Annotated in this window: 29 protein-coding genes; 6 read left to right on the forward strand and 23 right to left on the reverse strand. The window is 68.3% G+C overall.

Translation table 11 applies throughout. From position 1 onward, the window contains the following. The first annotated feature begins 59 nt into the window (after window positions 1–59). Complete coding sequence (locus P3H15_RS29115) at window positions 60–902, forward strand: alpha/beta fold hydrolase (RefSeq protein WP_276140398.1); 843 nt, start codon at window positions 60–62, stop codon at window positions 900–902. Window positions 903–921: 19 nt separating this feature from the next. Then, entirely contained in the window at window positions 922–1,425 is a 504-nt protein-coding gene (locus P3H15_RS29120; protein ID WP_276140399.1) for a DUF427 domain-containing protein, read from the forward strand. A 7-nt stretch (window positions 1,426–1,432) separates the two neighbouring features. On the opposite strand, the gene P3H15_RS29125 is transcribed toward P3H15_RS29120, so the two are convergent. Continuing rightward, window positions 1,433–1,741 carry a DUF3099 domain-containing protein gene (locus tag P3H15_RS29125; protein WP_276140400.1) on the reverse strand — a complete coding sequence of 103 codons (309 nt, stop codon included), beginning with the start codon at window positions 1,739–1,741 and terminating at the stop codon, window positions 1,433–1,435. Window positions 1,742–1,965: 224 nt separating this feature from the next. Here P3H15_RS29125 and P3H15_RS29130 point away from each other — a divergent pair, with 224 nt between their 5' ends. Next, window positions 1,966–3,912: an acyl-CoA dehydrogenase gene (locus P3H15_RS29130; protein ID WP_276140401.1), complete on the forward strand. Its 1,947-nt coding sequence runs from the start codon at window positions 1,966–1,968 to the stop codon at window positions 3,910–3,912. Here P3H15_RS29130 and P3H15_RS29135 read toward each other — a convergent pair. The 9 genes from P3H15_RS29135 to P3H15_RS29175 all read right to left on the reverse strand — a co-directional run bounded on the left by P3H15_RS29135 (window position 3,844) and on the right by P3H15_RS29175 (window position 11,891). After that, window positions 3,844–4,179, reverse strand: a complete 336-nt coding sequence (locus P3H15_RS29135) for a hypothetical protein (protein ID WP_276140402.1) — start codon at window positions 4,177–4,179, stop codon at window positions 3,844–3,846. The genes P3H15_RS29130 and P3H15_RS29135 overlap by 69 nt on opposite strands. Then, window positions 4,176–4,658, reverse strand: coding sequence for a hypothetical protein (locus P3H15_RS29140; RefSeq protein ID WP_276140403.1), 483 nt, complete (start codon window positions 4,656–4,658; stop codon window positions 4,176–4,178). Before P3H15_RS29140 ends, P3H15_RS29135 begins: the two co-directional genes overlap by 4 nt. Window positions 4,659–4,912: 254 nt before the next feature. Then, window positions 4,913–5,518 carry a hypothetical protein gene (locus P3H15_RS29145; RefSeq protein WP_276140404.1) on the reverse strand — a complete coding sequence of 202 codons (606 nt, stop codon included), beginning with the start codon at window positions 5,516–5,518 and terminating at the stop codon, window positions 4,913–4,915. A gap of 28 nt (window positions 5,519–5,546) precedes the next feature. Beyond that, window positions 5,547–6,521 (reverse strand): porphobilinogen synthase, encoded by a 975-nt coding sequence (hemB, locus tag P3H15_RS29150; RefSeq protein ID WP_276140418.1) that lies wholly within the window; start codon window positions 6,519–6,521, stop codon window positions 5,547–5,549. A gap of 78 nt (window positions 6,522–6,599) precedes the next feature. After that, window positions 6,600–8,165 carry a bifunctional uroporphyrinogen-III C-methyltransferase/uroporphyrinogen-III synthase gene (locus tag P3H15_RS29155; RefSeq protein ID WP_276140405.1) on the reverse strand — a complete coding sequence of 522 codons (1,566 nt, stop codon included), beginning with the start codon at window positions 8,163–8,165 and terminating at the stop codon, window positions 6,600–6,602. A 75-nt stretch (window positions 8,166–8,240) separates the two neighbouring features. Next, the gene (hemC, locus tag P3H15_RS29160) at window positions 8,241–9,206 is read right to left on the reverse strand and encodes a hydroxymethylbilane synthase (protein ID WP_276140406.1); all 966 of its coding nucleotides are present in this window, start codon (window positions 9,204–9,206) and stop codon (window positions 8,241–8,243) included. After that, window positions 9,203–10,639: a glutamyl-tRNA reductase gene (locus tag P3H15_RS29165; RefSeq protein WP_276140407.1), complete on the reverse strand. Its 1,437-nt coding sequence runs from the start codon at window positions 10,637–10,639 to the stop codon at window positions 9,203–9,205. The genes hemC and P3H15_RS29165 overlap by 4 nt, the downstream gene beginning before the upstream one ends. Then, window positions 10,636–11,490, reverse strand: coding sequence for a redox-sensing transcriptional repressor Rex (locus tag P3H15_RS29170; protein ID WP_276140408.1), 855 nt, complete (start codon window positions 11,488–11,490; stop codon window positions 10,636–10,638). Before P3H15_RS29170 ends, P3H15_RS29165 begins: the two co-directional genes overlap by 4 nt. Before the next feature lie 140 nt (window positions 11,491–11,630). Next, the gene (locus P3H15_RS29175) at window positions 11,631–11,891 is read right to left on the reverse strand and encodes a glutaredoxin family protein (RefSeq protein WP_276140409.1); all 261 of its coding nucleotides are present in this window, start codon (window positions 11,889–11,891) and stop codon (window positions 11,631–11,633) included. 179 nt (window positions 11,892–12,070) lie between these two features. Here P3H15_RS29175 and P3H15_RS29180 point away from each other — a divergent pair, with 179 nt between their 5' ends. After that, window positions 12,071–13,057 (forward strand): HAD family phosphatase, encoded by a 987-nt coding sequence (locus tag P3H15_RS29180; RefSeq protein ID WP_276140410.1) that lies wholly within the window; start codon window positions 12,071–12,073, stop codon window positions 13,055–13,057. A 15-nt stretch (window positions 13,058–13,072) separates the two neighbouring features. Here P3H15_RS29180 and P3H15_RS29185 read toward each other — a convergent pair whose 3' ends face one another. The 10 genes from P3H15_RS29185 to P3H15_RS29230 all read right to left on the reverse strand — a co-directional run bounded on the left by P3H15_RS29185 (window position 13,073) and on the right by P3H15_RS29230 (window position 21,580). After that, window positions 13,073–14,092 carry a lysophospholipid acyltransferase family protein gene (locus tag P3H15_RS29185; RefSeq protein WP_072939868.1) on the reverse strand — a complete coding sequence of 340 codons (1,020 nt, stop codon included), beginning with the start codon at window positions 14,090–14,092 and terminating at the stop codon, window positions 13,073–13,075. After that, entirely contained in the window at window positions 14,089–15,132 is a 1,044-nt protein-coding gene (locus tag P3H15_RS29190) for an NAD-dependent epimerase/dehydratase family protein (protein WP_083395791.1), read from the reverse strand. Before P3H15_RS29190 ends, P3H15_RS29185 begins: the two co-directional genes overlap by 4 nt. A gap of 196 nt (window positions 15,133–15,328) precedes the next feature. Beyond that, the gene (locus P3H15_RS29195; RefSeq protein WP_003402602.1) at window positions 15,329–15,430 is read right to left on the reverse strand and encodes an AURKAIP1/COX24 domain-containing protein; all 102 of its coding nucleotides are present in this window, start codon (window positions 15,428–15,430) and stop codon (window positions 15,329–15,331) included. A gap of 200 nt (window positions 15,431–15,630) precedes the next feature. Further along, the gene (locus P3H15_RS29200; protein ID WP_005258384.1) at window positions 15,631–15,867 is read right to left on the reverse strand and encodes a helix-turn-helix domain-containing protein; all 237 of its coding nucleotides are present in this window, start codon (window positions 15,865–15,867) and stop codon (window positions 15,631–15,633) included. Window positions 15,868–15,992: 125 nt separating this feature from the next. After that, a complete protein-coding gene (gene proC / locus P3H15_RS29205) occupies window positions 15,993–16,808 on the reverse strand; it encodes a pyrroline-5-carboxylate reductase (RefSeq protein WP_124395126.1) in 816 nt (271 codons plus the stop codon). 36 nt (window positions 16,809–16,844) lie between these two features. Further along, entirely contained in the window at window positions 16,845–17,687 is an 843-nt protein-coding gene (locus tag P3H15_RS29210; RefSeq protein ID WP_276140411.1) for a thioesterase family protein, read from the reverse strand. Then, window positions 17,684–18,319, reverse strand: coding sequence for a MerR family transcriptional regulator (locus P3H15_RS29215; RefSeq protein ID WP_072939861.1), 636 nt, complete (start codon window positions 18,317–18,319; stop codon window positions 17,684–17,686). The genes P3H15_RS29210 and P3H15_RS29215 overlap by 4 nt, the downstream gene beginning before the upstream one ends. An 84-nt stretch (window positions 18,320–18,403) precedes the next feature. Then, window positions 18,404–19,345, reverse strand: a complete 942-nt coding sequence (locus P3H15_RS29220) for a sugar phosphate isomerase/epimerase (RefSeq protein WP_276140412.1) — start codon at window positions 19,343–19,345, stop codon at window positions 18,404–18,406. Window positions 19,346–19,352: 7 nt separating this feature from the next. After that, window positions 19,353–20,630 carry a hypothetical protein gene (locus P3H15_RS29225; RefSeq protein WP_276140413.1) on the reverse strand — a complete coding sequence of 426 codons (1,278 nt, stop codon included), beginning with the start codon at window positions 20,628–20,630 and terminating at the stop codon, window positions 19,353–19,355. Next, window positions 20,627–21,580 (reverse strand): Ppx/GppA phosphatase family protein, encoded by a 954-nt coding sequence (locus tag P3H15_RS29230; RefSeq protein WP_276140414.1) that lies wholly within the window; start codon window positions 21,578–21,580, stop codon window positions 20,627–20,629. Before P3H15_RS29230 ends, P3H15_RS29225 begins: the two co-directional genes overlap by 4 nt. Before the next feature lie 66 nt (window positions 21,581–21,646). Here P3H15_RS29230 and P3H15_RS29235 point away from each other — a divergent pair, with 66 nt between their 5' ends. After that, entirely contained in the window at window positions 21,647–22,432 is a 786-nt protein-coding gene (locus P3H15_RS29235) for a hypothetical protein (RefSeq protein ID WP_095862547.1), read from the forward strand. 69 nt (window positions 22,433–22,501) lie between these two features. Next, on the forward strand, window positions 22,502–22,837 hold the full coding sequence (locus P3H15_RS29240) for a hypothetical protein (RefSeq protein ID WP_072939847.1): 336 nt from the start codon (window positions 22,502–22,504) through the stop codon (window positions 22,835–22,837). Between the two features lie 102 nt (window positions 22,838–22,939). Here the strand turns inward: P3H15_RS29240 and P3H15_RS29245 are convergent, their stop codons facing one another. The 3 genes from P3H15_RS29245 to P3H15_RS29255 form a co-directional block, all read right to left on the reverse strand. After that, window positions 22,940–23,629, reverse strand: a complete 690-nt coding sequence (locus tag P3H15_RS29245) for a response regulator transcription factor (RefSeq protein ID WP_072939844.1) — start codon at window positions 23,627–23,629, stop codon at window positions 22,940–22,942. Beyond that, entirely contained in the window at window positions 23,626–24,834 is a 1,209-nt protein-coding gene (locus P3H15_RS29250) for a cell wall metabolism sensor histidine kinase WalK (RefSeq protein WP_095862546.1), read from the reverse strand. Before P3H15_RS29250 ends, P3H15_RS29245 begins: the two co-directional genes overlap by 4 nt. A 149-nt stretch (window positions 24,835–24,983) precedes the next feature. Then, window positions 24,984–25,739, reverse strand: coding sequence for a phosphoglyceromutase (locus tag P3H15_RS29255; protein WP_276140415.1), 756 nt, complete (start codon window positions 25,737–25,739; stop codon window positions 24,984–24,986). Window positions 25,740–25,868: the final 129 nt, after the last annotated feature.

Below are 25,868 nucleotides of genomic sequence, written 5' to 3' on the forward strand. Positions count from 1 at the left end.
GTTACCGAAGTTTCGGTTTCCGAAGCAATTCTCGAAACGTCACTCACCTGGGGCATCCCATGGACACACGAACGATCACCCGCACGATCCCGACGAGCGTCGGGAACCTCGCCGTCCACGTCACCGGCAGCGGACCGCCGGCCGTGCTCTGGCACAGCCTTTTCGTCGACTCGACGACGTGGGCTCCCCTCCGCAGCCACCTGGTCACGGATCGGCGGCTGATCTCGATCGACGGACCCGGCCACGGAGAGAGCACCGCCGTGCAGCGACGGTTCACGCTGGAGGAGTGCGCCGCGGCGGCCGTCGCCGTCCTCGACGCGCTCGACGTCACCGAACCCGTCGACTGGGTGGGCAACGCCTGGGGTGGACACGTCGGACTCGTCGCGGCCGCCCACAGTCCCGACCGGTGCCGCACCGTCGTGACGATCGGGACACCGACCCAGGCCCTCACCCGACGAGAACGCACCAGGATCGTGCCGATGGTGTGGGTCTACCGCATCACCGGGCCGATTCCACCGCTCACGACCGCGGTGATCAACGTCCTTCTCGGCAAAGAGCTTTCACGGGCGCACCCGCAACAGTTCCAGGCCGTCTCCCGGACCTTCCGGCAGGCGCCGCGCCGTGGCATGCACGAGGCGATGCAGTCGATCATGCTGCACCGCGAGGGGCTGGACCCGCTTCTCCCCCGGATCGGTGCACCGACGCTGATGATCGTCCCCCGCGCAGACACGATGATCTCCCTCGAGCAGGCACGTGCCGCCGCGGCGACGATGCCGCACGCCGCGGCCACCGCGGTGGACGGCGCCGGCCACGTCACACCGCTGATCGCGGATCCGGCCACCCTCGCCGACGTGATCACCGCGTTCTGGCGCGACCCGGTGCGATACCTGGCCGCGCCGTGATCACGTCGGCGGACCTCCCATGACGAGCGGCCGTCCGGTGCCGGACCCCGTCGGTCCGGGACAGGAGTCGGTGTGGGACTACCCGCGACCGCCCGCGGTCCGGCGGAGCGACGAGCTGGTGGAGGTGTGGTTCGGCGGACAACTCGTCGCGCGCACCCGCACCCCGCTGCGAGTGCTCGAGACGAGCCATCCGCCGACGTACTACCTGCCACGGTCGTGCTTCGCCGACGGCGTCCTGCGGCCGGTCGCCGGGAGCACGGTGTGCGAGTGGAAGGGGCGGGCGGACTATTTCGACGTCGTCGCGGGCGGACACGTCGCCGAACGTGCGGCGTGGCACTATCCGCGGCCGGTTGCCGGCTACGGCCTCCTTCTCGGCCACGTGGCGGTCACGCCCGGGCCGATGGACGGCTGTTTCGTCGACGGCGAACGGGTGCGACCCCAGGCGGGAGGGTTCTACGGCGGCTGGATCACCGATCGGGTGGTCGGCCCCTACAAGGGCGGGCCCGGCAGTCGTTTCTGGTGATCCCGACCTACCCCCACGGCGGCAGGTCGTCGACGATCAGGGCGACGAACCACGGCAACGGAATCGACACACCGATGATCGCCACCGCCGGCCACGGGTTGCCGGTCAGTCCGTAGACCACCGCCGACAGCACGAACGCGAGAAGCCTGCCGACCGACACGATCACGTGCCTGCGCACGCGTAACCGATGCTGTTCCTCGAGTGATACCGACGCCGTGGTGATGCTGATCGGGTGGCGTGCGGTGCCACTCGGCGCGGAGGCCCACCGAGCGCCTGCACCTGTGACGGCGGACCGTAGTGCGTGGGAAAAGCTCACCGCACGGGAGTACCCGGTACCGTCCCGGTCAGTCGCGAATGCCGCTGCGAATCCAGTGCTGGATCCGCCAGATCACGTTGTACAAATCGAAGGGTGCGACATCGTAGGTGTCCCACTCCTGGGCGACCGCAGATGCGTAGAGCAAGAATGCTTCTCGGCGGGATCGGTATCGCCGGTTCCGCGACCGACACCGCGCGCGTCACAGCGACGGCTAGTGTCGAGTCATGGCCACCACAGCTGACCACCTGAGAAGCACACTCGACGGACGCTGGCGGGAGGTACGCGAACGCGTCAGGTCGGAATTGTCCGGCACCCCCGACTTCGCACCGCACTACACCCCCGACCTCGACGAGGCCCGCGCCAAGACGCTGGCGCAGTTGCGCCTGCTCGCGAGCAACGGCTACGCGGCCGCCGGATTCGCGGAGGATCACGGCGGCACCGGTGACGCCGGCGCCGCCGTCACGAGCATCGAGATGCTGGCGATGTCCGACCTGTCGCTGATGGTCAAGGCCGGCGTGCAGTGGGGACTTTTCGGCGGCGCGATCGAGAATCTCGGCACGGCGCGCCATCACGAGGCGTACGTGAAGCGTCTCGTCGACCTGGATCTGCTGGGTTGTTTCGCGATGACGGAGACGGGTCACGGCAGCGACGTGCAGGCACTCGAGACCACCGCCACGTACGACCCGGACACGGGCGAATTCGTCGTCCACTCCCCCACACCGTCCTCGCGCAAGGACTACATCGGCGGCGCGGCGCAGCACGCGACGACGGCCGCGGTGTTCGCGCAGTTGATCACGGGCGGCGAGTCCCGGGGCGTGCACTGTTTCGTGATGCCGATCCGGGACGAGGACGGCAACGACCTCCCCGGCGTCCACACGTCGGACTGCGGCTACAAGGGTGGCCTCCCCGGGGTCGACAACGGCCGGATCACGTTCGACCAGGTGAGAATTCCGCGGGAGAACCTGCTCAACAAGTACGCCGACGTCGAACCGGACGGCACGTACACGTCGCCGATCGACAACGCGAACCGCCGCTTCTTCACGATGGTGGGTACTCTCGTGCGCGGACGCGTCACCGTCGGCGGGTCCGCGGGCGCCGCCGCCCGTGTCGCGCTGTCGATCGCGACCCGTTATGCCTTGCAGCGCAGGCAGTTCAATGCGCCTCAGGCCGAGGACGAAGTGCTGCTCATGGACTATCTCGTGCACCAGCGCAGGCTGTTCCCGCTGATCGCACGCTCCTACGCACTGCAATTCGCCCAGAACGAACTCGTCGCCACGATGCACGAGATCCAGAGCCGTGACGACGCCGACCCCCAGGAACAGCGCGAACTCGAGGGCCGCGCCGCCGGGCTCAAGGCGGCGAACACGTGGCACGCCACCCGCGCGATCCAGGAGGCCCGGGAAGCGTGCGGCGGCGCCGGGTACATGGCCGAGAACCGGCTCACGGCACTGAAGGCGGACACCGACGTGTTCACCACGTTCGAGGGCGACAACCACGTCCTGACTCAGCTGGTGGCCAAGGAACTGCTCACGTCGTACGCCGACGAGGTGCGCGGCATGAGCCCCGTCGAATGGATGCGGTTCGCGGCCACGACGGTCTCCGACGTCGTCAAGAAGCGCACCGCCGCACAGCAGATCATCCAGACGATCCTCGACACGAGGCAGGACAACGAGGAGGACGGCAGCCTCTTCAATCGCGGCACCCAGCTCACGATGTTCGAGGATCGGGAGGAGTACCTGTTGTCGACCGCCGCCCGCCGCCTGCAGGGTGCGCAGAAGCGCGAGGAGAACCCGTTCGACGCCTTCAATTTCGTGCAGGATCATGTGCTGCACGCCGCGCAGGCTCACATCGACCGGATCGTGCTCGAGGCGTTCGTCGCCGGCATCGACGAGTGCGAGGACGACGAGGCCCGCGACCTGCTGAGCGATGTCTGCGACCTCTACGCGCTGAGCGTGATCGAGGAGGACAAGGCGTGGTTCATGGAACACCGGCAACTGTCGGTGGAGCGGTCGAAGGCGGTGCAGCGGGGAATCAACGAGCGGTGCCGGTCGTTGCGGCCGCACGCGCAGACGCTCATCGAGGGGCTCGGGGTTCCCGAGGCGCTACTCGGCTCCGCGATGCTCGACGGTCCCGGGACCGACACCGTCCGTATGACCCAGATCTTCCGGTGACGGGGCCGGCTCGGCGGGTTCGCCCGCCGGGCCGGGTCGTAAGCGGCGCACCGAATCGATCACCAGCAGTCCGGCGACCGCCACCAGTGCGGCGGCGACGGCGATCCACGACCCCGAATACGCGGTGCCCTCGAACGAGGGCGCACCCGGCGCGACGGGACCGAATTCCGATGTGACCCGGGCGTGGTTCCAGCACCACACCGCGACGGCGAGGGCGGCCACGGCGCCGAGCCACTCCGCTGCCGCCGTCACGGTCCGGCGGTTCATTCGGCAGATCCTCCCGCCGACTTCGCGAGCAGCGATTCGAGTTGCGCGCGCAGTGCCACGTCGTCCTTCGCCCACGCCTGCACGAGAGCGCCGCCCCGCAGTCGCAGTCCGATGCCCTTCCGGCGTCGCGGAACCGCGGACAGTTCGCCCAGACTCCGGGCGGTTTCCCACGGCTGCTGCTCGTACGACTCGGGGTCGGCGGGGGGCATGATCTTCAGAATCTCCGTGATCGGCAGGTCTTCGGTGCCCTGCCGCAACGACGACGTCGTGAGTTCGACGCTCGCATGCCTGCGCGCGGCCACCACCTGCACGTAGACGAAACTGCTGAGCAGCACCGCAAACAGCGACAGCGCGAACCAGTGCACGACGGGGCCGGTCAGAAGTTCGATGATCAAGGCGATCAGGCAGAACACCGGACCGAACGCCACCATCCGCCAGCGCGCGCCCGGCTCACTGAACAAGACGGCAGTTTCGCTCACACGCTCATCCTGCGACATCGCGGTCCGCGAGGAACGTGGGGCTCGTCAGGAGAGCACGCCGGGGATCACGACGAGCAACAGAGTCAATAGCACGAAGGCCACGATGATCGCGAACATCATTGCTTCTTTGCGAGACCCGTGTGCTCGATCGTCAGCGCGCATGGAGAAAAGTCCTTCGGTCGAAATGAAGTCTGCCGTTCTACCCTTGTGACGTACTTCACGGTACATCTTTATATTTCACGAGCAAATCGAAGCTACTCGGCGGAGGGGGGCAACCTCAGGAAGTAGCTGTTGGAATCCTTCCGGTGCATCAGCACGACGGCGCCGACCGCCACCACAGCCTGCAGGATCTGCACGCCGCCGAGTGCGAGCGCGGAACCGCTTCCGTCCGATCCGATACCGAAGAGCACCGGGATCGTCCACACCACCATCATCACGCACGCGATGGTGATCAGCATCCTGGCCCAGTTCCGGCCCTTCCGCATGAAGTGCACGAACAGGAGGAAGAGCCCGGTGAGGATCAGGATGAGGACGACCGTGAACCCGATACCCACGTAGAACAGCTTCTCCACACCGTCGCGGGTCATGTCGACCTCGCCGGACGTGAAGCTGGGGTTCTTCATAAGTTCGTCGACGAACGTCGACTTCTCCCCCACCACGAGAACCATCGCGCCCAGCGCCTGGACCAGACCGAGCACAGCCACCGCCCACAGCAACTGGGCCGCGGTGCCGACGTCGACCGGTGCCGGACGTTCGGGCTTCGGCTGCGGCACCGGCGGGGGGTACGGGAAATCGTGCGGGGACGGGCTCTGCTGATGCGGGGCCTGGTGCGGCGGTGTCGGTGGCCACTGCTGGGTCATGGCACCACCGTATCCGCCTGCGAGACGATCACAACCAGCCCGCCGCTTCGGTCGCCCAGTAGGTCAGCACGACGTCGGCGCCCGCGCGGCGGATGCTCGTGAGCGATTCGAGGATCGCGGCGTCCCTGTCGATCCAGCCGTTCTGCGCGGCGGCCGTGATCATCGAGTACTCACCCGAGATCTGATACGCCGCAACGGGCACCGGAGAGCGGTCCGCCGTCTCGCGCAGGATGTCCAGGTACGACATCGCCGGCTTCACCATCACCATGTCGGCACCCTCGTCCACGTCGAGGTCCACCTCACGCAACGATTCGCGGCGGTTCGCCGAATCCTGTTGGTACGTACGGCGATCGCCCTGCAACGACGAACCGACCGCCTCACGGAACGGCCCGTAGAACGCGGAGGCGTACTTCGCCGAGTACGCGAGCTGACCGACGTCGGTGTAACCCTCGCCGTCGAGCGCCTTCCGGATGGCGCCGACCTGGCCGTCCATCATTCCGCTCGGCCCGAGCAGATGCGCACCGGCCTCGGCCTGCGCGAGCGCCATGTCGACGTACCGCTGCAGCGTGAGATCGTTGTCCACCGCACCGTTCGCGTCGAGAACACCGCAATGGCCATGGTCGGTGAACTCGTCCAGGCAGGTGTCCGCCATGATCACCGTCGCGTCGCCGACTTCGTCTGCGAGCCAGCGCAATCCGCGGTTCAGAATACCGTCCGGATCGGACGCACCCGAACCCTCGGCATCCTTGTCGTCGGGACGCGGCACCCCGAAGAGCATGAGCCCGCCGAGCCCCGCCGCGGCCGCTTCCGTGGCCGCCCGCCGCAGCGAGTCGGGGGTGTGCTGGAACACACCGGGCATCGACGAGATCTCACGAGGCTCGTCGATCCCGTCCGCGACGAACATCGGCAACACGAGATGCCGTGGCTCGAGCGAAGTCTCGGCCACGAGCCGGCGCAGCGCCGGCGTCCGGCGGAGCCGTCGCGGGCGGTGGGTCGGAAACACGGACATGCCCTCCTTCGTCGGGCCTGTGAGTGGTTGAGGAGTCTCTGGACTCCTCAACCACTCACAGGCGCGTAGCGCCTATCGCCGAGCGCGGGACTTCTTGCGCGGCGGGGGCAGTGCGCCCTCGGCGCGCAGGCGCGCGGCGTGCTCTGCGAGAGCCTCCACCAGCGGGCCGACCTGAGCGGTCTCCGGCTGCACGTCCACGCGCAGGCCGAACTCGATGGCCGTCTCGGCAGTCTTCGGACCGATGCAGGCGACGAGGGTGCGCGCGTGCGGCTTTCCGGCGATACCGACGAGGTTGCGGACCGTCGAGGACGAGGTGAAGCAGACGGCGTCGAACCCACCGGTCTTGATCATCTCGCGGGTCTCGGCCGGCGGCGGCGCAGCCCGGACGGTGCGGTACGCGGTGACGTCGTCGATTTCCCAGCCGCGTTCGCGCAGGCCCTCGGCGAGCGTCTCGGTGGCGATGTCGGCGCGGGGCAGCAGAACCCGGTTGACCGGGTCGAAAACATCGTCGTACGGGGCGAATTCGGCCAGAAGGCCTTCGCTCGACTGCTCACCGGACGGCACGAGTTCGGGGTTAATTCCGAACGAGCGCACCTTGGCGGCGGTGGCCTCGCCGATGCAGGCGATCTTGACGCCGGAGAACGCGCGGGCGTCGAGCCCGAACTCCTCGAACTTCTCCCACACCGCACGCACCGCGTTGGTGGAGGTGAAGACCACCCACTGGTAGCGACCGTCGACGAGGCCCTTCACGGACCGTTCCATCTGCGCCGGGCTGCGGGGCGGCTCGACGGCGATGGTGGGCACCTCGATCGGAATGGCGCCGTGCGTGACGAGGCGGTCGCTCATCTCGCCTGCCTGATCCTTGGTGCGCGGCACCAGGACCTTCCAGCCGTACAGCGCGCGCGACTCCCACCAGGACATCTTGTTGCGCTGGGCGACGACCTTGCCGACCGTGACGACCAGCGAACCGACCAGTTCCGAACCGGCCTCGTTCAGCGTCGCCAGCGTGGCTTCCACGGTGCGCTGCTGCCGGGTGGTGCCGCGGACGGTGATGGCGGCCGGGGTCTGCGGGGCCAGGCCGTGCTCGACGAGGGCGCTCGCCGTCTCGGCGAGGTGGCCCGACGTGGCGTGCAGGACCAGCGGTCCGGGTGCCGCGGCCAGGGCTGCCCAGTCGACCTCGCCGCGGACGTCGGCCTCGGTGTGTCCCGACCCCAGCGCCATACCGGCGTAGGAGGGGACGGCGGACGCGGACGGCAGGCCCGGCAGGACCTCGAACTGCACCTGGGTGCGGGCGACGGCGGTGACCTCGGCGATCACGGAGTCGGTGGTCAGCGGGTCGCCGGACACCAGACGCACGACGTCGTGGCCGTTCTTCGCCTCCTGGACGAGGGTCTTCGCGACCTCCGCCGGCTCGCCCAGTGCGGGACGGACCTCGGCGAGCGGCTCACCGGTCTCGGCGTCGACGCCCAGGTCGGTGCCCACCAGAACGGTGACGCCCTTGTCGACGTCGGGGTCGGTGAAGGCGAGGGTGGCTGCGGCAAGGACGTCCCGTGCGTGCACGGTGAGCAGTGCCGGATCGCCCGGTCCGGATCCCACGAACAGGATTCGTCCGGGGGTGTTCTTACGGACTCGGCTCATCGGTAATTCTCCAGTGCGATCATGTGTCGAGATGGGTACAGGAAGCGGATCGGCCGATCAGTCGGCCTTCGCACATCAAACATCGGCATCACCGGCCTCGGTGACATTCATCAGCTCCCGCGCACCGAGCTCGAGAAGCTCCCGCGCGACGGAGCGGCCGAGTTCTTCGGCGTTCTCCGGGGAGCCCACGGCCCCCGTGCGTATGACGTCGGAACCGTCGATGGCGGCGGCGCAGCCCCGGACGGACAGTTCGTCGAAGACGCGGCCGTCGTCGTCGAGGGATTCGACGACCTCGGCGATGGCGCCGACGGGCGCGGTGCAGCCGGCCTCGAGTTCCGCGAGCAGTGCGCGTTCCGCTGTGACGGCGGCGCGGCTGTTCGGGTCGTCGAGTTCGGACAGGATCGCCACGAGTGCCGCGTTCACCGACAGGCATTCGACGGCGAGCGCGCCCTGCGCGGGTGCGGGCAGCATCTGGACCGGTTCGAGGGACTCGGTGATCAGGTCCAGTCGCCCGATCCGCGCCAGGCCTGCCCGGGCCAGGATCACGGCGTCGAGTTCGCCGGATTCGACCTTGCCGAGGCGCCGCTGCAGGTTGCCGCGCAGCGGCTGGATGTCGAGGCCGAGGCCCAGCGCCCGCAACTGCGACGTGCGCCGAGGTGCGGACGTGCCGACCTTCGAACCGGCGGGCAGCTCACCGAGGACCAGTCCGTCGCGGGCCACGAGCGCGTCGCGGGGATCCTCGCGCGGCGGAATGGCCGCGATCGTGAACCGCTCGTCGCGGGCGGTCGGCAGGTCCTTGTAGGAGTGGACGGCCACGTCGACCCGGCCGTCGGCGAGCGCTTCCCGGAGTTCGGCGGTGAAGACGCCGACACCGATCTTCTCCACCGATTCCATGGACTGGTCGCCCTTGGTCTTGATGATGACGAGTTCGGCGTCGTGCCCGGCCGAGATCAGTGCGTCGCGCACGGTTCCGGCCTGGGTGGTCGCGAGCTCACTCCCACGGGTTCCGATCCGCAGCGTACGGGTGCCGACGGCGCTCATGCCTGCGATTCCTTCCCATGGTTGTCGTCTGCGACGAAGCGGCGCAGGCGCGGGTCCTGGCCTGCGATGAAGCCGTCGGTGATGTCGATGGCACCCAGGTCGGCGCCACCGAGTTCGGTGGGCTTCGCTACGGCCTCGACGGATCCGGGGCTGAGTTCGAACAATTCGCGCAGAGCGGCGGCGTACGAGTCGCCACCGGGCGCGGAGGCGAGTTGCTTCACGCGGACGGTGGGCGCGTGCAGGAGCTTGTCGACCACTCGCCGCACCGTGCGGGCGACCTCGTCGCGCTCGGGATCGTCGAGTCCGGGCAGACGCGAATCCAGTCGCATGAGCTCCGCCTCGACCACGTCCGCCGCACGCTGGCGCAGGGCGGTGACGGTCGGCGTGACCTCCGCCAGCCGCTGGCCTGCGAGGTAGTTGGCGAGTTCGGCGGCGACGATCGTCCGGGCGGCGTCGGCGTCGGATGCGGCCGCGCCCGCGGCGGGATCGCGCTGCAGCGATTCCATGTCGAGGACAGTGACCCCGGGCAGACCGGACACGGCGGGTTCGACGTCGCGCGGCAGTCCGAGGTCGCAGATGACGAGGGGGCGTTCGGGAGCGCGGCCGGGCTGCGCCAGCGCGCGGTGGGTGTCCGCGAGCGTGACGACGGCGCCGACCGCGCCGGTACAGGTCACGAGGACATCCGCCTGGGCCATCGCGTCCGCGAGTTCGGCCAGTTCGAGGGCCTCCGCCGCGACGCCGTTGGACCGGGCCGTGTCGGCGAGGTGTTCGGCGCGCTCCTTGGTGCGGTTCACGACGACGATGCGGCCGATCCCGGCACGCGTGAGGTGTGCGACCGACAGCCCGCCCATCGATCCGGCGCCGACCACGACGGCGGTCCGTCCGGTCAGTCCGCCTGCGCCGACGATGCCGGCGGCGCGGTCGAGGGCCACGGACACGACGGACGCGCCCGCGGAGTCGATACCGGTCTCCGAGTGCACCCGCTTGCCGACGCGCAGCGCCTGTTGTGCGAGTTCGTGCAGCGTGCGGCCCGCGGCCTGCTGGGCGTCGGAGGACGCGTACGCGGTCCGGATCTGCCCCAGGATCTGCTGCTCGCCGATCACCATCGAGTCGAGACCACTGGCCACGGCGAACAGGTGCTCCGCCGCAGCCTCGCTGTAGCGGACGTACGCGTGCCGGTGCAGATCGGTCAGATCGAGCCCCGAATGGTCGGCGAGCAGTTCGCCGACCTCGGCCAGCGCACCGTGGAACGCATCGACGACGGCGTAGATCTCCACCCGGTTGCAGGTGGAGACGATCATCGCCTCCGAGATGTGCGACGACGCCAGAAGCTTGTCCGTCAGCTTCGGGCGATCGGTGTCGGTGACAGCAACCCGCTCGAGAACCGGCACCGGGGCCGTCCTGTGCGAGACCCCGACAAGCAGAACACTCACGGCGCGATCACTGATCCGTTTCTTGGTGCGGTGGACGGGACAGCCGAATGTCCGATGCGGACGCGGGGAGCGGTGGGTACCGATTCCGTGTTGCGTGCGCTGTTGAACGACAGGACCTGCATTTCGACCGCGAGGTCGACGCGGCGCATCTCGACGTGATCGGGGACGTCGAGGGAGGTGGGCGAGAAGCTGAGGATGCAGCGCAGTCCGGCGCGCACGAGGCGGTCGGCGACTTCCTGCGCCGCCTCGTCGGGGGTCGAGATGACTCCGATGGTGGCCTCGAGTTCGGCGCAGGCCCGCTCGAGTTCGTCGACGTGCCGCACGGTGAGGTCGCCCACCGGCGCACCGACCCGCGCCGGGTCGGCGTCGAACAGTCCGACCATGGAGAACCCGCGCCGGCCGAAACCGCCGTAGCCGGCGAGCGCCTGGCCGAGATTCCCGACGCCGACGAGCACCACCTTGTGTCCGCGGTCCAGGCCGAGCGCCCGCTCGATGCGGGCCCGCAGGCGCGTCACGTCGTAACCGACGCCCCGCACACCGTTCGGGCCCAGGAAGGAAAGGTCCTTGCGAAGCTTCGCGGAGCCGACACCGGAGGCGGCGGCGAGTTCCTCGCTCGAGACGATGATCGTGCCGCGTTCGGTCAGCACTCCGAGGACCCGCAGGTACGTCGCGAGGCGCGTCACCGTAGCCTGGGGGATGTCCCGCGATTCGGCGAGCGGGGCCGCGCCGGTGACCGAGGGGGCCGGCGACCCGACCACAGACTGCCCGACCGCCCCCGTGACGCCAGGGGCCACAGACCCATGCGTCTGGTGCGTTTCGGTCACGTCGTTGGCTCCTCGTCCGACCGGCATTCGATGCCGTTCTTCACGATGCTCCGGGGAATTGTTCACACCACGGTAACTGCTTGTGAACCCATGCACAAAGTCGCTGCGACTGCGCGACATGCGGTCCTACCTGCACGGCATCGGAAGATCCCACTTTTAGGGTTCCCTTACTTGCGCAAATCCGAGCGAAGGCGCTCTTCGTCGACCTCCCAGTAACTGTGCTCACGTCCGTCGAGCAACACCACCGGCAATCGGTCGCCGAATTCGGCCCGGATTTCGGGGTCCGTGGCCGCCGCCTCGTCGACGTCTATGCACGTCAGTTCCAGCCCGAACTCCTCGCACAGAACCAGCAACCGCTCGCGGGCCGGCGCGCACGCACCGCACCCCGCCCTCGTGAGAAGCGTCACCTCGTGTACACCCGCGCTCATGACCCGCCACTTCCTTTCGACGCCTCCGGTGGAGTCACTGTGCCGTTTCGGGGTCCGCGGACGCCAATCGGCTCGGAGATGAACGTCACACAGTTACCCCCGCGGGGCCATCCACCCGCCCCGTCCCCGATTCGGGGGATAGGCTGCTCCCAGAGGCTTCTGCGATACGGGAGGTGCGAGTGCCTGCGCGATCACTACCGAACGGCTCGGGTTTCGGTTCAGGTCTGGCGGGGATCATCCTCCCGGGCCGACGCCAGTTCAGGAATCCGCTGGGACCCAGCGAAGCCGAGGTACGTGCCAACGTCGCAGGTGAGGCGAGCGCCGACGCGGCCCTCGCACTTCACGTCGCGTCCGGCGAGGACACCGAACTGGTCGAACACGACGTTCCCCTCGACCTGACGGCCGCCGCGTTCTTCGACGTCGACAACACGATGGTCCAGGGCGCCTCGATCATCCACTTCGCGCGCGGGCTCGCCGCCCGCAAGTATCTGAAGACGTCCGACCTCGTCGACTTCGCGTGGAAGCAGGTCAAGTTCCGCGTCACCGGCAAGGAGAGCAGCGACGACGTCGCCTCCGGCCGCGAGAAGGCCCTGTCGTTCGTCTCCGGACGGTCGACGGCCGAACTCGCCCGGCTCGGTGAGGAGATCTACGACGAGGTGATCGCCGACAAGATCTGGCCCGGCACCCGGGCGCTGGCGCAGATGCACCTCGACGCCGGACAGCAGGTGTGGCTCGTCACCGCGACCCCGGTGGAACTGGCGCAGGTCATCGCGAAACGCCTCGGCCTCACCGGTGCCCTCGGCACGGTCGCCGAGAGCGAGGACGGGATGTTCACCGGACGTCTGGTCGGCGACATCCTGCACGGCCTCGGCAAGGCGCACGCCGTGCGTGCCCTCGCGGTCCGCGAGGGCCTCAACCTCAAGCGCTGCACCGCCTACTCGGACAGCCACAACGACGTGCCGATGCTGTCGCTCGTCGGGACCGCAGTCGCGATCAACCCCGACACCGATCTGCGTGAGCTCGCCAAGAACCGGGGCTGGGAGATCCGCGACTTCCGGACCGGACGCAAGGCCGCCAAGATCGGCGTCCCCACCGCGCTGCTCCTCGGCGCGGCAGGCGGCGCACTCGCCGCCGTCGTCGCGCGCCGCCGCGAAAAGGCGGCCTGAGCCGCCCGCCGCGGCTCAGCCCAGGAACACGTTCCGGCGCTTCGCGAGGAGCCGGTACAGCGTCTGCTGGATGGTCTCCCGGACGTGGTCGGTGACCTCGAACAGTTCCATCGGGTCGTCGGCCGCCGACGCGTCGTACGTGTCGGTGACGATCGGCTTGCCGAACTCGATGTACCACTTCGACGGCAGCGGCACGAGGCCGAGCGGTCCGAAGTGCGGGAACAGCGGGGTCACCGGGAAGTACGGCATCCCCAGCAGTCGGGCGAGCGTCCCGAGTTCACCGATCTTCGGGTAGATCTCCTCGGACCCCACGATCGAGCACGGAATGATCGGCGCACCGGTCCGCATGGCGGCGGACACGAAGCCACCGCGGCCGAACCGCTGCAACTTGTACCGTTCGCTGAACGGTTTGCCGATACCCTTGAAACCTTCGGGGAACACGGCCGCGACCTCCCCGTCCTGCAGCAGGCGCACGGCGTCCGGGTGGCACGCGAGCGTGTGCCCGGCCTTGCGTGCGACACCACCGACGAGCGGCATCTCGAACGCGAGATCGGCGGCCAGCATCCGCAGCGGCCGATGCGCGGGGTGATGGTCGTGAACGGCGACCGAGGTCATCAGGCCGTCGATGGGCAGCACACCGGCATGGTTGGCGACCACCAGCGCACCACCGGTCGATGGAATGTTCTCCAGACCGCTGACCTCGACGCGGAACCATTTGTCGAACAGCGGACGCAGGATGGGGAGCCACACGTTCTCGGCGAAGTGGGGGTCGTAGCCGAAGTCGTCGACGTGATAGTCGCCCGAGAGCCGGCGGCGCACGAACTCGGCGGTATTGACGATCTGCTCGGCCAGGGCGTGGCGGACGGCGTCGACGGCCGAGGACTCGGTGACGGGCTGGGGTGGGGTGATCACGGAGGGCGGCGGCATCGCGGACGGATGTCTGCTCTCGCTCTGCTCACGCCTCGAACGTCCGATAGCGGTCCCGCGCGCGGCTGTCGCACCGTGCAACGGAATGACCTTCGCCACTTCGTTCACCTCTCCCCTTTCGCCGTGCCGGTAAGAGCGAGTAGTGCGTTCTCTGCTGCGTCGACCCATTCGTTCTTGATGATCGCCTTGACGCCGGCAGCACGAGCGAAGTCGTCGAGCGCCTGCATCGAGGTCCACCGTGGCTCGAAGGATAGTTCGGTTCGCATGCGCGTGGTGTCCAGTCCGCAACCGAAATGGAAGTACTCGAGTTGCTCGGTGGTGTACGACCGCATCACCGGCCCCATCAGCGCACGTCCGAGGTTGCGGAACAACCCGAACGGCATCGGGACCTCGATCCGCCCGGCGCGGCGGATGGCCTGCGACATCATGACGACGCCGTCGCCCGCGACGTTGAACGTGCCCGCCGGACCCGACACCGTGGCCCGTTCCAGCGCGGCCAGCGCGTCCTCTTCGTGCAGGACCTGCAGGCGTGCGTCCCGCCCGAGAATGGTCGGCACGACCGGTGAGGTGAGGTACTGCGCGACCGTCGCGTTGAGTCGCGGCCCGACCAGCGGTGCGAGGCGGACGATCGACACGCCGATGTCGGGGCGCCTGCGCCCCATTCCGCGCAGATACCCCTCGATCTCGATGCAGTCCCGCGCGTACGCGCCCGCCGGGCGGCGCCGGGCGCTCATCTCCTCGGTGAACTTGGCCGGGTCCTTGGCGCTGCAGCCGTAGACCACGGAGGCCGAACGCAACACGACCTTACGGACGCTCGGAGCCTTCTGGCAGACGGCGAACAACTGCATCGCGCCGATGACGTTCATGTCCTTCATGGCCGCGCGACTACCAGACTTCGGCGGGCGCGCCAGCGTCGACGCGTGCACGACGGTGTCGACCTCGGCATTACGAATAACCTTGCCGATCAGGGGATTCCGGATGTCGGCGCGCACGAACTCGGCGCGGCCCATGCGGCGCAACATGTCCTTGCTCGGCGACACCGCGTCCACCGCGATCACCCGCTCGATGGCAGGATTCTGAGCGAGCCGGGTGACCAGATATCCACCCAGAAACCTGCTGGCCCCAGTGACCAGCACGACGCGCGGCACCGCCGTCCGCGTAGTACTGTCTTCGTCACTCACAACCACTAAGACCCCCGATCACGTAGCGAGTGACGTCAACGATACGTGCAGGAAGGGGATGGCGCTCCGCACAACGACAATTGGTCGGGCGCTCGAGATGCGGAGGCCGCCGTGAAACGAAGGATGCCCGCCACCGAGGTGACGGGCATCCAGACGCAACTCTTTACTTACCGAGTTTCCTGCGCTGCACTCGGGTGCGGCGAAGCAGCTTACGGTGCTTCTTCTTCGACATGCGCTTGCGTCGCTTCTTGATCACTGAACCCATAGCGGGTGTCCCTCACGTTCTTCTCTAGCGTTCCTGCGCACGCCGATCACGTACGCTCGCGCCACTCTGGCGCCTGGGCCTCGTTTTAACTAGCTCAGCGCCTTACGACACCAGCTGGCTGGTACGACAGTCGCTAATCGTACCGGTGCGGGTCCTCTCCCCGAAAACGAGGTCGAAGTGACCCTCTTCGTGCCGATCGGTCAACCGGCGTCGAAGTACGAGGTTTCGAGGTAGTCGTGCACTGCTTTCGCATGCACTCTGAACGAGCGGCCCACGCGGACGGCGGGCAGTTCGCCGCTGTGCACCAACCGATACACAGTCATCTTGGACACTCTCATCAGCGTCGCTACCTCGGCGACGGTGAGAAATTGCGTTCCGGCCAGTGCCGGTTGTCCGTCCGGGGCCGAGCCCTTCGACGGCTTTTTTGCAGACGTCATCAACCACTTACCTCCGGCACGTCTCGCGCCGCCGGCTTCCCCTCCGGCGGAACAGACACGCACGTGCTACTTCGAGCTTAGCGGGACGGATGGGGTTACTGCGACGGGTGTGGGCAATCGAATATTCATTCGGTCGTCGTGCCGAGTTCGGCAGAACGAATTTTCGCGGCTTCGAGGGCGTCGAAAAAAGCTGTACGGAGACCGTTTCCCTCCAGACGGCGGATTGCCGCCGCGGTGGTTCCGCCGGGCGAAGTCACGGCGGCACGGAGTTCGGTCGCGCTCTCCCCCGACCTGTCCAGCATGGCCGCGGAGCCGACCATGGTCTGCACGACCAGTTCGGTCGCGGTCGCCCGGGTCAGCCCGAGCCCCACGCCCGCGTCGATCATGGCCTCGGCGACCAGGAAGAAATAGGCCGGACCGGAGCCGGAGACGGCGGTGACGGCGTCGATCTGCGATTCGGGGACGACGACGACTTTGCCGACCGACGACAGGACGCCGCGGACCAGGTCGAGGTGTTCCTTCTTCACGTGCCTGCCGGGCGCGAGCACGCTGACGCCCTCACCGACCAGCATGGGCGTGTTGGGCATGACCCGGACCACGGGGAACCCGGCGGGCAGTCTCGTCTCGTAGAAGGCGGTGGGGATACCGGCAGCGAGCGAGACGAGCAGCTGCTCGCGCTCGCCGTCGAGTTCCACCTTGGACACCTCGGTGAGCGCGGACTCGACGTCTCCCGGCTTGACGGCCATCACGATGACGTCGGCGCCTTCGGCGGCGTCGGACGGGGTGGTGACCCGGACCGAGTACGCCGCGGCCAGCTCGTCGGCGCGCGCCGGGTGCTGCTCGGCCACGACCAGATCCTTGACGGCGTGACCTGCCTGCAGAAGCCCCGAGATGAGGGCCTCGCCGATCTTGCCGCCTCCGATTACCGCAATTCTCGTCATGGCGAACAGCCTGCCACGACGCTCTGCGGCGCCTTCCTAGCGGGGGATCATCGCCAGTTGCCGGCTCTGCACGACGATCGCCCCGGTGGAGTCGAGGACGGTGTGGTCCTCCTCGAACCATGCGCCGCCGAGCACCGTACTGCTGGCCATCACCCGCAGCCAGCCCGGCGCGGGCTGCCTGCGCAGGTAGGTGGTCAGCTGGACCGTCGGCGCCCAGCCGAACATGCCGCGGTTCATCGTCACGGGGGCGCTGATGTCGCCGGTCATGATCGCGAACAGCGCCGCCGTGTCCGGGTCGCTCTCGTCGCCCGCGCGCGGTCGCACCCACATGCGGACCTCGGGTTCGCCCTGGTTGCCGGTCAGGAAATGCGCCGACGTCCCGTCCACCCGCATGTCGCAGCCCTGGGCCACGTGGACGATCTGCCCCATCGGGTGGTCGGCCGTGAGCACGACGGCGTCGGCGGGCGGTTCCACCGGGAGCTGCGCCAGGGCGTGGTCTCCGCTGTACTGCGGCTCCCCCACGTCGGGGACGCCGAGCGTGACCGACGCGTGGACGGCAACGCGGTCGCCCTGCGTCAGCTCCACGTCGACGAACGACACCTGCTTGCCCTGCTTGCGCACCGTCGTCGACAGCGTCACCTCACCCGGATCGGGGGCGGACAGGTAGTTGGCCCCGACCGCGAGGGGCTGCACCCGGGCTAGCCCGGCATCGCCGGTCTCGTCGAGCAGTCGCCTGCGGGCGGCGGCGGCGCAGAGCGACATCATCGAACCGCCGTGCACCTTGGGGCCGATGGTCCAGATCGGGTCGATCGACGCCCGGTACGTCCCGTCACCGGCAGCGGTGAGGACATTGAGATCACGGAAGGGGGTTGAGCTCACTGCTGGTCCTGTTCTTCGGGGTTCCTGAGACGCTTCTGCGCGACGTCCTGGTGTGCGAGCCGGCGCATCGCGGCGATCACCGGTTCGTAGACGGCCGTGCCCAGCACCGCGTACCGGATCGCATCCTCGGCCGATGCGGTGGGCATGAGCCCGATGTCGATCTCGGCGATCCCGCGCACGTGGCGCCCGTAGGCGTCGAGTCTCTCCTCGGTCATCGGGATGCCGGCTTCCTCGAGTGCCACGAGGGCACGTTCGAGCTGACCGACCGCGACGTACCGGGGGTCGTAGACCTGCCCGAGCCTGTCGAGGACGGCGCGGGCCCGGGGGAACTCGTCGGCGTCGTCGGCGGGGGTGTCGAGGTAGGGCGGGAGTTGCGCGATGGCCTGGCCGAGCACGTCGAACAGTGAGCCGTCGGGATGGTCGACGAGGCGGAGTATCTCCCGGATGCGGGGAATCGGCAGTCCTGCTCCGGCCAGCGCCTTGACGAGGCCGAGGCGCTGCACGTGCTCCTCGCCGTACCGGGCCTGGGTCGCGCTCGTCGCCTCGCCGGGCATCAGCAGACCTTCGCGCAGGTAGTACTTCACCGTCGCGAGCGGAACGCCGGTACGGGCGACCAACTCGGAAACGCGCACGGCCCCTCCTTCGACGACCAGACTGGATACTGAAACTATCCAATGTGACCCCGAGCTTACCCCAGGAGAAACTCGGCAGACGCCTCAGGTGCCCTCGTGATCGCCACCGGAGTGGCTGCGTGGCGACCCCGACGCGGCGCGTCCCGGTTCGAGGTGTTCACGGGCGAAGGCCAGCGCCTGCGCGAGCATCGACGACCGTTCCCGGCGGGTTCGGGCGTTCTGCGTGTTGATCTCGATCACGGCCTGCCCGTCGAACCCGGTGTCGGCCAGGTGCCGGCACAGCTGCGCGCAGGGCTGGGCGCCGTGACCGGGAATGAGGTGCTCGTCCATCGACGCACCCCGGCCGTCGGCGAGGTGGAGATGCGCGAGGCCCTCCCCCATCCGCTCCGCCAATTTCATCGCGTCCATTCCGGCCGTGGCCGTGTGCGACAGGTCGAGCGTGTAGTGGGCGTGCCCCGAATCGGTGGGGTCGTAGGACGGGCTGAACGCCGACAGCGCGGCCCCGGGTCCGCCGCGCCGCCGCAACCGCTCGGCGGATCTCTCCTTGCTGCCGAAGAAGCCGTCCGCCCGCATCGGGAACATGTTCTCCACCGCGACGATCACGTCGCTGCGCCGTTCCAGGTCGGCCACCTGATCGGCGAAGCCGTCGGCGTACCGGCGCTGCCAGCGGAACGGGGGGTGCACCACGACACTCGTCGCCCCGAGCGATTCGGCGGTGCGGACGGAACGCTCCAGCTTCGCGACGGGGTCGGCGCCCCACACCCGCTGCGAGATGAGCAGGCACGGCGCATGGATCGCCTGAACCGGGATCGCGTACCTGCGCACCAGTCCGGCCACGGCGGCGGCGTCCTGGCTGACCGATTCGGCCCACACCATCAGTTCGACGCCGTCGTATCCCAGGTCGGCCGCGTACCGGAAGGCCGCCTCGGTGTTCTCCGGGTACACCGAGGCCGTCGACAGGCCCACCAGTACCTTCCGCCCACGCGGTGACCGTCGAACCTGCTCGTGCCCACTGTCCCCGACCATGAGCAACTCAGCCCGACGCAAGCATGAAGGCTAACGGCCCCAGAGTGACGATCATCCCGACGACGACGGCGATCACGAAGCTGGTGATGTCGTCGGTGCGGCGCAGGATGCGGACCATGGCGACCAGGCCCACGATGACGAGCAGCGCCAGAATCAGCGCGACCCACGGGAAGACGTCCCACAGCTTCTCGAAACCCTTGAAGAGCAGGGCCCCGGCGATCACGGCCACCACACCCTGGCCGATGAGAACGGCCCACTCACGGGTGGAATTCTCGCCGGCCTCGTCCTTGCCTGCCTTCTCCGCTTTCGCAGCCTCGGCCTTCTCGGCCTTCGCCTCCTTGCGAGACCGGCGCGGGGTCTCGGACTTCTGCGTGTCGTCACGCTGGTCGGTGTCCGCCTCGTCGGTGGCGGCCTCGATGAGGTCCGTCTCCTCGGCAGCGTTCGCCGCTTCCGAGTCCCGGGACTGGCGCATCAGGTCGCCGGCCAGCGTCGATCCGGACAGCAGCGCGGGTTCCGGCTTCGCCTTGGCGGGAGCCTCCGGCTTCGGCGTCTTCGCGAACTTCGACGCGCCGTTCGACGTCGCTGCCGTACCCGACTTCGCTGCCGCACCCGACTTCGCCGGGGTTCCGGGTTTCGCCGGGGCCTCGGGCTTCGCCAGTGCGTCGGACTTCGCGGCCGGTTCGGCCTTGGCCGTTGTGTCGGGCTTGGCCGTTGCGTCGGGCTTGGCCGGGGGTTCGGCCTTCGGCGCCGGTGTCACCCGCGGAGCGGCGACGGTCGGGGCCGGCTCGGGCTTCTTCACGACCGGGGCGGCCACCGTCGGAGCCGGCGTGGCGGCGGCCTCCGGCGCGGGCGGTTCCTTCCGGACGGACCGGCTGACCCAGGTTCCCTGGTGATCGCGCGACGTCCCGCCCGACACCACGGCCCGGCCACGGCCGGCGGGGCGACTGGCGATGGGCTCGTCGTCGTCATCATCGTCGCTGTCGTCGACTGGAGCCTTGAAAGCGGGCGTGCGCTCGTCGGCCCTCGCCGACGGTGCTGCCGGCGCAGACGGTGCTGTCGGCGTGGGTGTGCGCGACGGCTCGGGCGCTTCCGGTTCCGGTTCGGGTTCGGATTCGAGGGCCCGCGATTCGGACGGATCCCGGACCACCGGAATTTCCCCGGTCAATTCGGCGACGGAGATTCCTCCCGCGACGCCGCGCCGACGCCGCCCGCCCCGGGACTCCACCTGCTGCCCGTTGCGTTTGAGCAGTTCTGACACAGAGATCTGCTGACTGTCCTCGGTCATCGAGCACCCACCATCAATTCACCGCCCATTTCCGTATCGAGCTTGCGGAGGATCAATCCCTCGCGCAGAGCCCAGGGGCAGATTTCGAGTTCCTCCACGCCCAGTGCTCTCATGCTGGCCTCCGCAACGAGTGCTCCGGCCACGATCTGCTGCGACCTGTCGGAGCTCACCCCTTCTAATTCTGCACGGTCCGAGGCCGTCATCCGCGAAATGAAAGCTATGAGTTGCCTGAGCCCGCTGGCGGTGAGCGTGCGCTTGACCCGCGGGCCCGCGCCGGACGGTGCGGCGCCCGTCAGCCGGGCCAGCGAGCGGAACGTCTTCGACGTGCCGACGGCCCGGTCCCACTGCCCCGCCGAGCGCAGTTCCTTCGACGGGACGGTCAGTTCGGCGTCCAGCCAGTCCCTCAGCACCGCCACGCGACGCTTGCCCGGCGGGTCGGCCTCGAGCCAGTCCCGGGTGAGCCGTCCCGCGCCGAGTTGCAGCGACAGCGCGACGTCCGGGTCCTCGTCGCCGCCCGTCGTCAGCTCGAGGGATCCGCCGCCGATGTCGAGGTTCAGGATGCGGCCGGCGCTCCACCCGAACCAGCGGCGCACGGCGAGGAACGTCAGCCGCGCCTCGTCGACACCCGACAGGACCTCCAGCGTCACACCGGTCTCGTCGTGCACGCGCGCGAGCACGTCGTCCGAGTTGTTGGCGTCGCGGACGGCGGACGTCGCGAACGCCATGAGTTCACCGCACCCGGATGTCCTCGCGATGCTGGAGAAGTCTGCCACCGTCGTGACCAGGCGATCTGCACCTTGAGCGGTGATGTCACCCCGATCGTCGGTGTTCTCCGCCAGCCTCAGAGTCGACTTGGTCGAACTCATCGGTGTGGGGTGGCCGCCCCTGTGGGCGTCCACTACGAGAAGATGGACGGTGTTGCTTCCGACGTCGAGTACCCCTAGTCGCACATTGACACGGTACTGGGTCTACCGTCGGGCTTTGTGACAGCACGTAAAGCAGGGCGTTCACACAAGATGACACCCAGCCCCGAAGTACCCCTCGACTTCGCTCGCGAATGGGTCGAATTTCCCGACCCCGACAACGCCGAGCACCTCATCGCCGCGGACATGACGTGGCTGCTATCGCACTGGACCTGCGTGTTCGGCACTCCGGCCTGCCAGGGCATCATCGGCGACCGGCCGGACGACGGCTGCTGTTCGCACGGCGCGTTCCTCTCCGACGAGGAGGATTTGGAGAAGCTGAACAAGTCAGTGAAGCTGCTCACACCCGAGAACTGGCAGTTCATGGAGAAGGGGCTCGGCAAGAAGGGGTACATCGAGGAGGACGACCTCGAGGACGAGCCCGCGCTGCGCACCCGCCGGTATCAGGGAGCCTGCATCTTCCTGAACCGCCCCGGCTTCGAGGGCGGCGTCGGTTGCGCGCTGCACTCGATGGCGCTCGAGCGCGGGATCGAGCCGCTCGAGGTCAAGCCCGACGTGTGCTGGCAGCTTCCGATCCGCCGCACCCAGGAGTGGGTGGAACGCCCCGACGGCGAGCAGATCCTCAAGACCACCATCACCGAGTACGACCGGCGTGGCTGGGGTGAGGGCGGCTCGGACCTGGACTGGTACTGCTCGGGCTCACCCGACGCCCACGTGGGTGCCAAGGCCGTCTGGCAGTCGTACGCGCCGGAGCTGACGGAGCTGCTCGGCAAGGCCGCGTACGCAGAATTGGCGACGCTGTGCAAGCGCAGGGCCGGCCTCGGACTCGTCGCCGTGCATCCCGCGACCGTGGCCGCACAGAAGAGGGCCGCCGGGTAACGGATCGGACCCACCGGTCGATTTAGCCGTCACGGCCCCATTCCGGGCAAAGCGACGACGGGAGAGATCATGTTCGCTCGAATTCTGACCGGTGCCCTGCTGACCGCCGCCGCAACGCTCGCTCTCGCGCCGACGGCGTCCGCCGACCCGACCCCGGACTGGAACACCTTCTACGACAAGACGGCGAACTTCGTCGCACCGTTCGATCCGGGCGCCTTCGGCGACAAGGCTGACCGGGCCCTCGTCCTGAGCCCGTACGGAACCGGCAGGGTCATCGAGTGCAAGGGCGACGGACACTATGTCGCGGTCTACTGCAGGCAGTTCGACGACCAGGGCCGCGAGCACGCGATCACGCAGATCATCTCGGCGCCGTTCCGCGGCGTCTGGGTGTACAACCCGTTCTGACAGTCGCCCGTTCCGGCACACGCCCGCGAATTCGTCAGCCGCACCGGCAATTGCCTGTGCGGCTGACGAATTCGTGCGCAACCGTGGCGGATCGGCGTCCGCTCACGCCTCCAGTTTGTAGCCCAGCCCGCGGACGGTGACGAGGTGTTCCGGCTTCGCCGGGTCGGTCTCGATCTTCGAGCGCAGACGCTTGACGTGGACGTCGAGGGTCTTGGTGTCGCCGACGTAGTCCGCGCCCCACACCCGGTCGATCAACTGTCCGCGGGTGAGTACCCGGCCCGAGTTCCGCAGCAGATACTCGAGGAGGTCGAACTCCTTGAGCGGCAGCGTGACGGCGTCACCGTTCACCTGGACCACGTGCCGTTCGACGTCCATCCGGACCGGTCCGGCCTCGAGGACGGCCGAGTCCTGCGCGACGTCGAGTTCGCTGTCGACCCCCCGGCGCAGCACCGCGCGGATGCGGGCGATCAGTTCCCGCGCCGAATACGGCTTGGTCACGTAGTCGTCGGCGCCGAGTTCGAGACCCACCACCTTGTCGATCTCGCTGTCCCGTGCCGTCACCATGATGACGGGGACACCGGATCGGCTGCGGAGTTGCTTGCAGACGTCCGTGCCGCTCATGCCGGGCAGCATGAGGTCGAGGAGGACGATGTCGGCGCCGGCCCGGTCGAACTCGGCGAGCGCGGACGGTCCGTCGCCGACGATCGTCGTCTCGAATCCTTCCTTGCGAAGCAGGAAGGCCAATGGGTCGGCCAGTGACTCCTCGTCTTCCACGATCAGCACACTTGTCATCGCTTGGCCTCCATACCGGTTTCTCTCCTCCCGACAGTTCCGCCGTCGGCGTCCCCGCCGTTCGTCTCTACTGTCTCGATGTGTGCAGGAATCTGCAGGGTAAACGTCGAACCCGTTCCGGGCTTGCTCCACAGGTCGATCGATCCGTTGTGGTTGGCGGCCACGTGCTTGACGATCGCGAGGCCGAGTCCCGTTCCGCCGGTCGCCCGGGCCCGCGCCTTGTCGACGCGGAAGAAACGTTCGAAGACGCGTTCCTGGTCGGCCTTGGCGATGCCTTCGCCGCGGTCGGTCACCGAGATCGCCACGTTGTCGCCGCGGATGGACCGGCTCACCGAGACCGGGGATCCCTTCGGCGAATAGGCGATGGCGTTCTGCACCAGGTTGGACAGCGCGGTGACGAGCAGCGCGCGGTCGCCAAGCACTTCGTAGCCGCTGTTGTGGTCCGTGGTGACGGCGATGCCTGCGGCTTCCGCGGAGATCTTGCAACGCTGCAGGGCCTCGTCCACCACCTCGTCGACGGCGACGGCCTCGAGGTCGGGCAGCTTCTCGGCGCCCTGCAACCGGGACAGCGCGATCAGTTCGGTGACCATCTTGCCGAGCCTGACGGATTCACCGAGCACGCGTTCGCCGAAGTGCCGGACCGAATCGGGGTCGTCCGCCGATTCGAGAAGTGCCTCCGCGAGCAGTCCCATCGCGCCGACCGGGGTCTTGAGTTCGTGGCTGACGTTGGCGACGAAGTCGCGGCGGGTCGCTTCCATCCGCACCTGCTCGGAGTCGTCGTCCGCGAACAGGACCACGAAGTTGTGGTCTTCCTTGCTGAGCAGTCGTGCGGTGCCGCGCACCGCGATCCGGTCGCGTCCCCGTTGCGGGTTCTTGGTGCTGAGGTCGACCTCGACGGGTTCGCCGGTTTCGAGGACGCGGAGTGCCGCCACCCACGCACGGTCGTCGACGAGCCGGTTCCGCACCAGGCCCAGCTCTTCGGCGCGGGGGTTGAACAGGACCACGTCGTGGAACTGGTCGACCACGGCGATGCCGCTCTCGGATGCCAGCACGATCAGGTCGAGGACCTGTGACATCGTGAGCCCCGACGTTTCTTCCATTCGCTGCGCCTGCCGGGTGGACAGCATGGGGATCAGCACGCCACCGACGAGGTAACCGACGAAGCCGCCCACGATGGCAAGCAGGACGGCTTGAACAACACTCACGCCTGAATCGTACGTTCGCGCGGCGGGCCGGTTACGCAGGGTCCAGGCATTTCCGCGCACGTCACACGCGGCAACCGGAGTCTTCGTCCGCAGTTAACCTGCTGTTGGCCGGACGTCCCGCGAACGGGACGTCCGGCCGGTTGCACGGGTTACTTCCCGCCCTGGTTCGCGACCGCGGCGGCGCCTGCGGCGGCGGCCTCAGGGTCGAGGTAGGTGCCGCCGGGGTTGAGCGGCTTCAGGTTCTCGTCCAGGTCGTAGCGCAGCGGGATGCCCGTGGGGATGTTCAGCCCGGCGATGTCCTCGTCGGAGATTCCGTCGAGGTGCTTGACGAGGGCGCGCAGCGAGTTGCCGTGCGCGGTGATCAGGACGGTCTTGCCGGCCTTCAGATCGGCCGAGATGGTGTCTTCCCAGTACGGGATCAGGCGGACGACGACGTCCTTCAGGCACTCCGTCAGCGGGACCTCGTCGAGGTTCGCGTAGCGGGGATCGGTGTCCTGGCTGTACTCACTGCCCGGCTCGATCGTCGGCGGCGGGGTGTCGTAACTGCGGCGCCACAGCATGAACTGCTCGTCGCCGTACTTGTCCTTGACCTGCGCCTTGTTGCGTCCCTGCAGGGCGCCGTAGTGGCGCTCGTTGAGACGCCAGTCGCGGATGACGGGAATCCAGTGCCGGTCCGCCGTGTCGAGCGCGATGTTGGCGGTGCTGATGGCGCGGCGCAGCAGCGACGTGTACAGCACGTCGGGGAGCAGGTTGTGCTCGAGCAGCAATTCGCCGGCGCGCTTGCCCTCGGCGATGCCCTTATCGGTCAGGTGGACGTCCACCCAGCCGGTGAACAAGTTGAGCGCATTCCATTCGCTCTCGCCGTGGCGGAGCAGCACAAGGGTTCCGGTACTCATGCCGTTCATCCTGGCATGCCTGCCGGAACCCTCGCGCCGTGAACCCCTGCCGTCAGCTCCGGCGGGCCTCGCCGGCCCGGAGATCCTTGCGGAGGATTTTGCCTGCGGCGGACTTGGGGACGAGGTCGATGAACTCGA

Origin of the sequence: Rhodococcus sp. T2V (assembly GCF_029269925.1) — a bacterium.
Classification (GTDB): Bacteria; Actinomycetota; Actinomycetes; order Mycobacteriales; family Mycobacteriaceae; genus Rhodococcus_F; species Rhodococcus_F koreensis.

Coding starts and splice junctions, on each gene's coding strand:
- P3H15_RS29235 (WP_095862547.1), top strand. CDS start 21,647: ATGACACCCAGCCCCGAAGTACCCCTCGACTTCGCTCGCGAATGGGTC.
- P3H15_RS29155 (WP_276140405.1), bottom strand. CDS start 8,165: ATGAGCCGAGTCCGTAAGAACACCCCCGGACGAATCCTGTTCGTGGGA.
- P3H15_RS29220 (WP_276140412.1), bottom strand. CDS start 19,345: ATGGTCGGGGACAGTGGGCACGAGCAGGTTCGACGGTCACCGCGTGGG.
- P3H15_RS29225 (WP_276140413.1), bottom strand. CDS start 20,630: ATGACCGAGGACAGTCAGCAGATCTCTGTGTCAGAACTGCTCAAACGC.
- P3H15_RS29245 (WP_072939844.1), bottom strand. CDS start 23,629: ATGACAAGTGTGCTGATCGTGGAAGACGAGGAGTCACTGGCCGACCCA.
- P3H15_RS29175 (WP_276140409.1), bottom strand. CDS start 11,891: ATGAGCGCGGGTGTACACGAGGTGACGCTTCTCACGAGGGCGGGGTGC.
- hemC (WP_276140406.1), bottom strand. CDS start 9,206: ATGAGCGCCGTCGGCACCCGTACGCTGCGGATCGGAACCCGTGGGAGT.
- P3H15_RS29115 (WP_276140398.1), top strand. CDS start 60: ATGGACACACGAACGATCACCCGCACGATCCCGACGAGCGTCGGGAAC.
- P3H15_RS29170 (WP_276140408.1), bottom strand. CDS start 11,490: ATGCCGGTCGGACGAGGAGCCAACGACGTGACCGAAACGCACCAGACG.
- P3H15_RS29135 (WP_276140402.1), bottom strand. CDS start 4,179: ATGAACCGCCGGACCGTGACGGCGGCAGCGGAGTGGCTCGGCGCCGTG.
- P3H15_RS29145 (WP_276140404.1), bottom strand. CDS start 5,518: ATGACCCAGCAGTGGCCACCGACACCGCCGCACCAGGCCCCGCATCAG.
- proC (WP_124395126.1), bottom strand. CDS start 16,808: ATGACGAGAATTGCGGTAATCGGAGGCGGCAAGATCGGCGAGGCCCTC.
- P3H15_RS29200 (WP_005258384.1), bottom strand. CDS start 15,867: ATGACGTCTGCAAAAAAGCCGTCGAAGGGCTCGGCCCCGGACGGACAA.
- P3H15_RS29240 (WP_072939847.1), top strand. CDS start 22,502: ATGTTCGCTCGAATTCTGACCGGTGCCCTGCTGACCGCCGCCGCAACG.
- P3H15_RS29195 (WP_003402602.1), bottom strand. CDS start 15,430: ATGGGTTCAGTGATCAAGAAGCGACGCAAGCGCATGTCGAAGAAGAAG.
- P3H15_RS29130 (WP_276140401.1), top strand. CDS start 1,966: ATGGCCACCACAGCTGACCACCTGAGAAGCACACTCGACGGACGCTGG.
- P3H15_RS29255 (WP_276140415.1), bottom strand. CDS start 25,739: ATGAACGGCATGAGTACCGGAACCCTTGTGCTGCTCCGCCACGGCGAG.
- P3H15_RS29120 (WP_276140399.1), top strand. CDS start 922: ATGACGAGCGGCCGTCCGGTGCCGGACCCCGTCGGTCCGGGACAGGAG.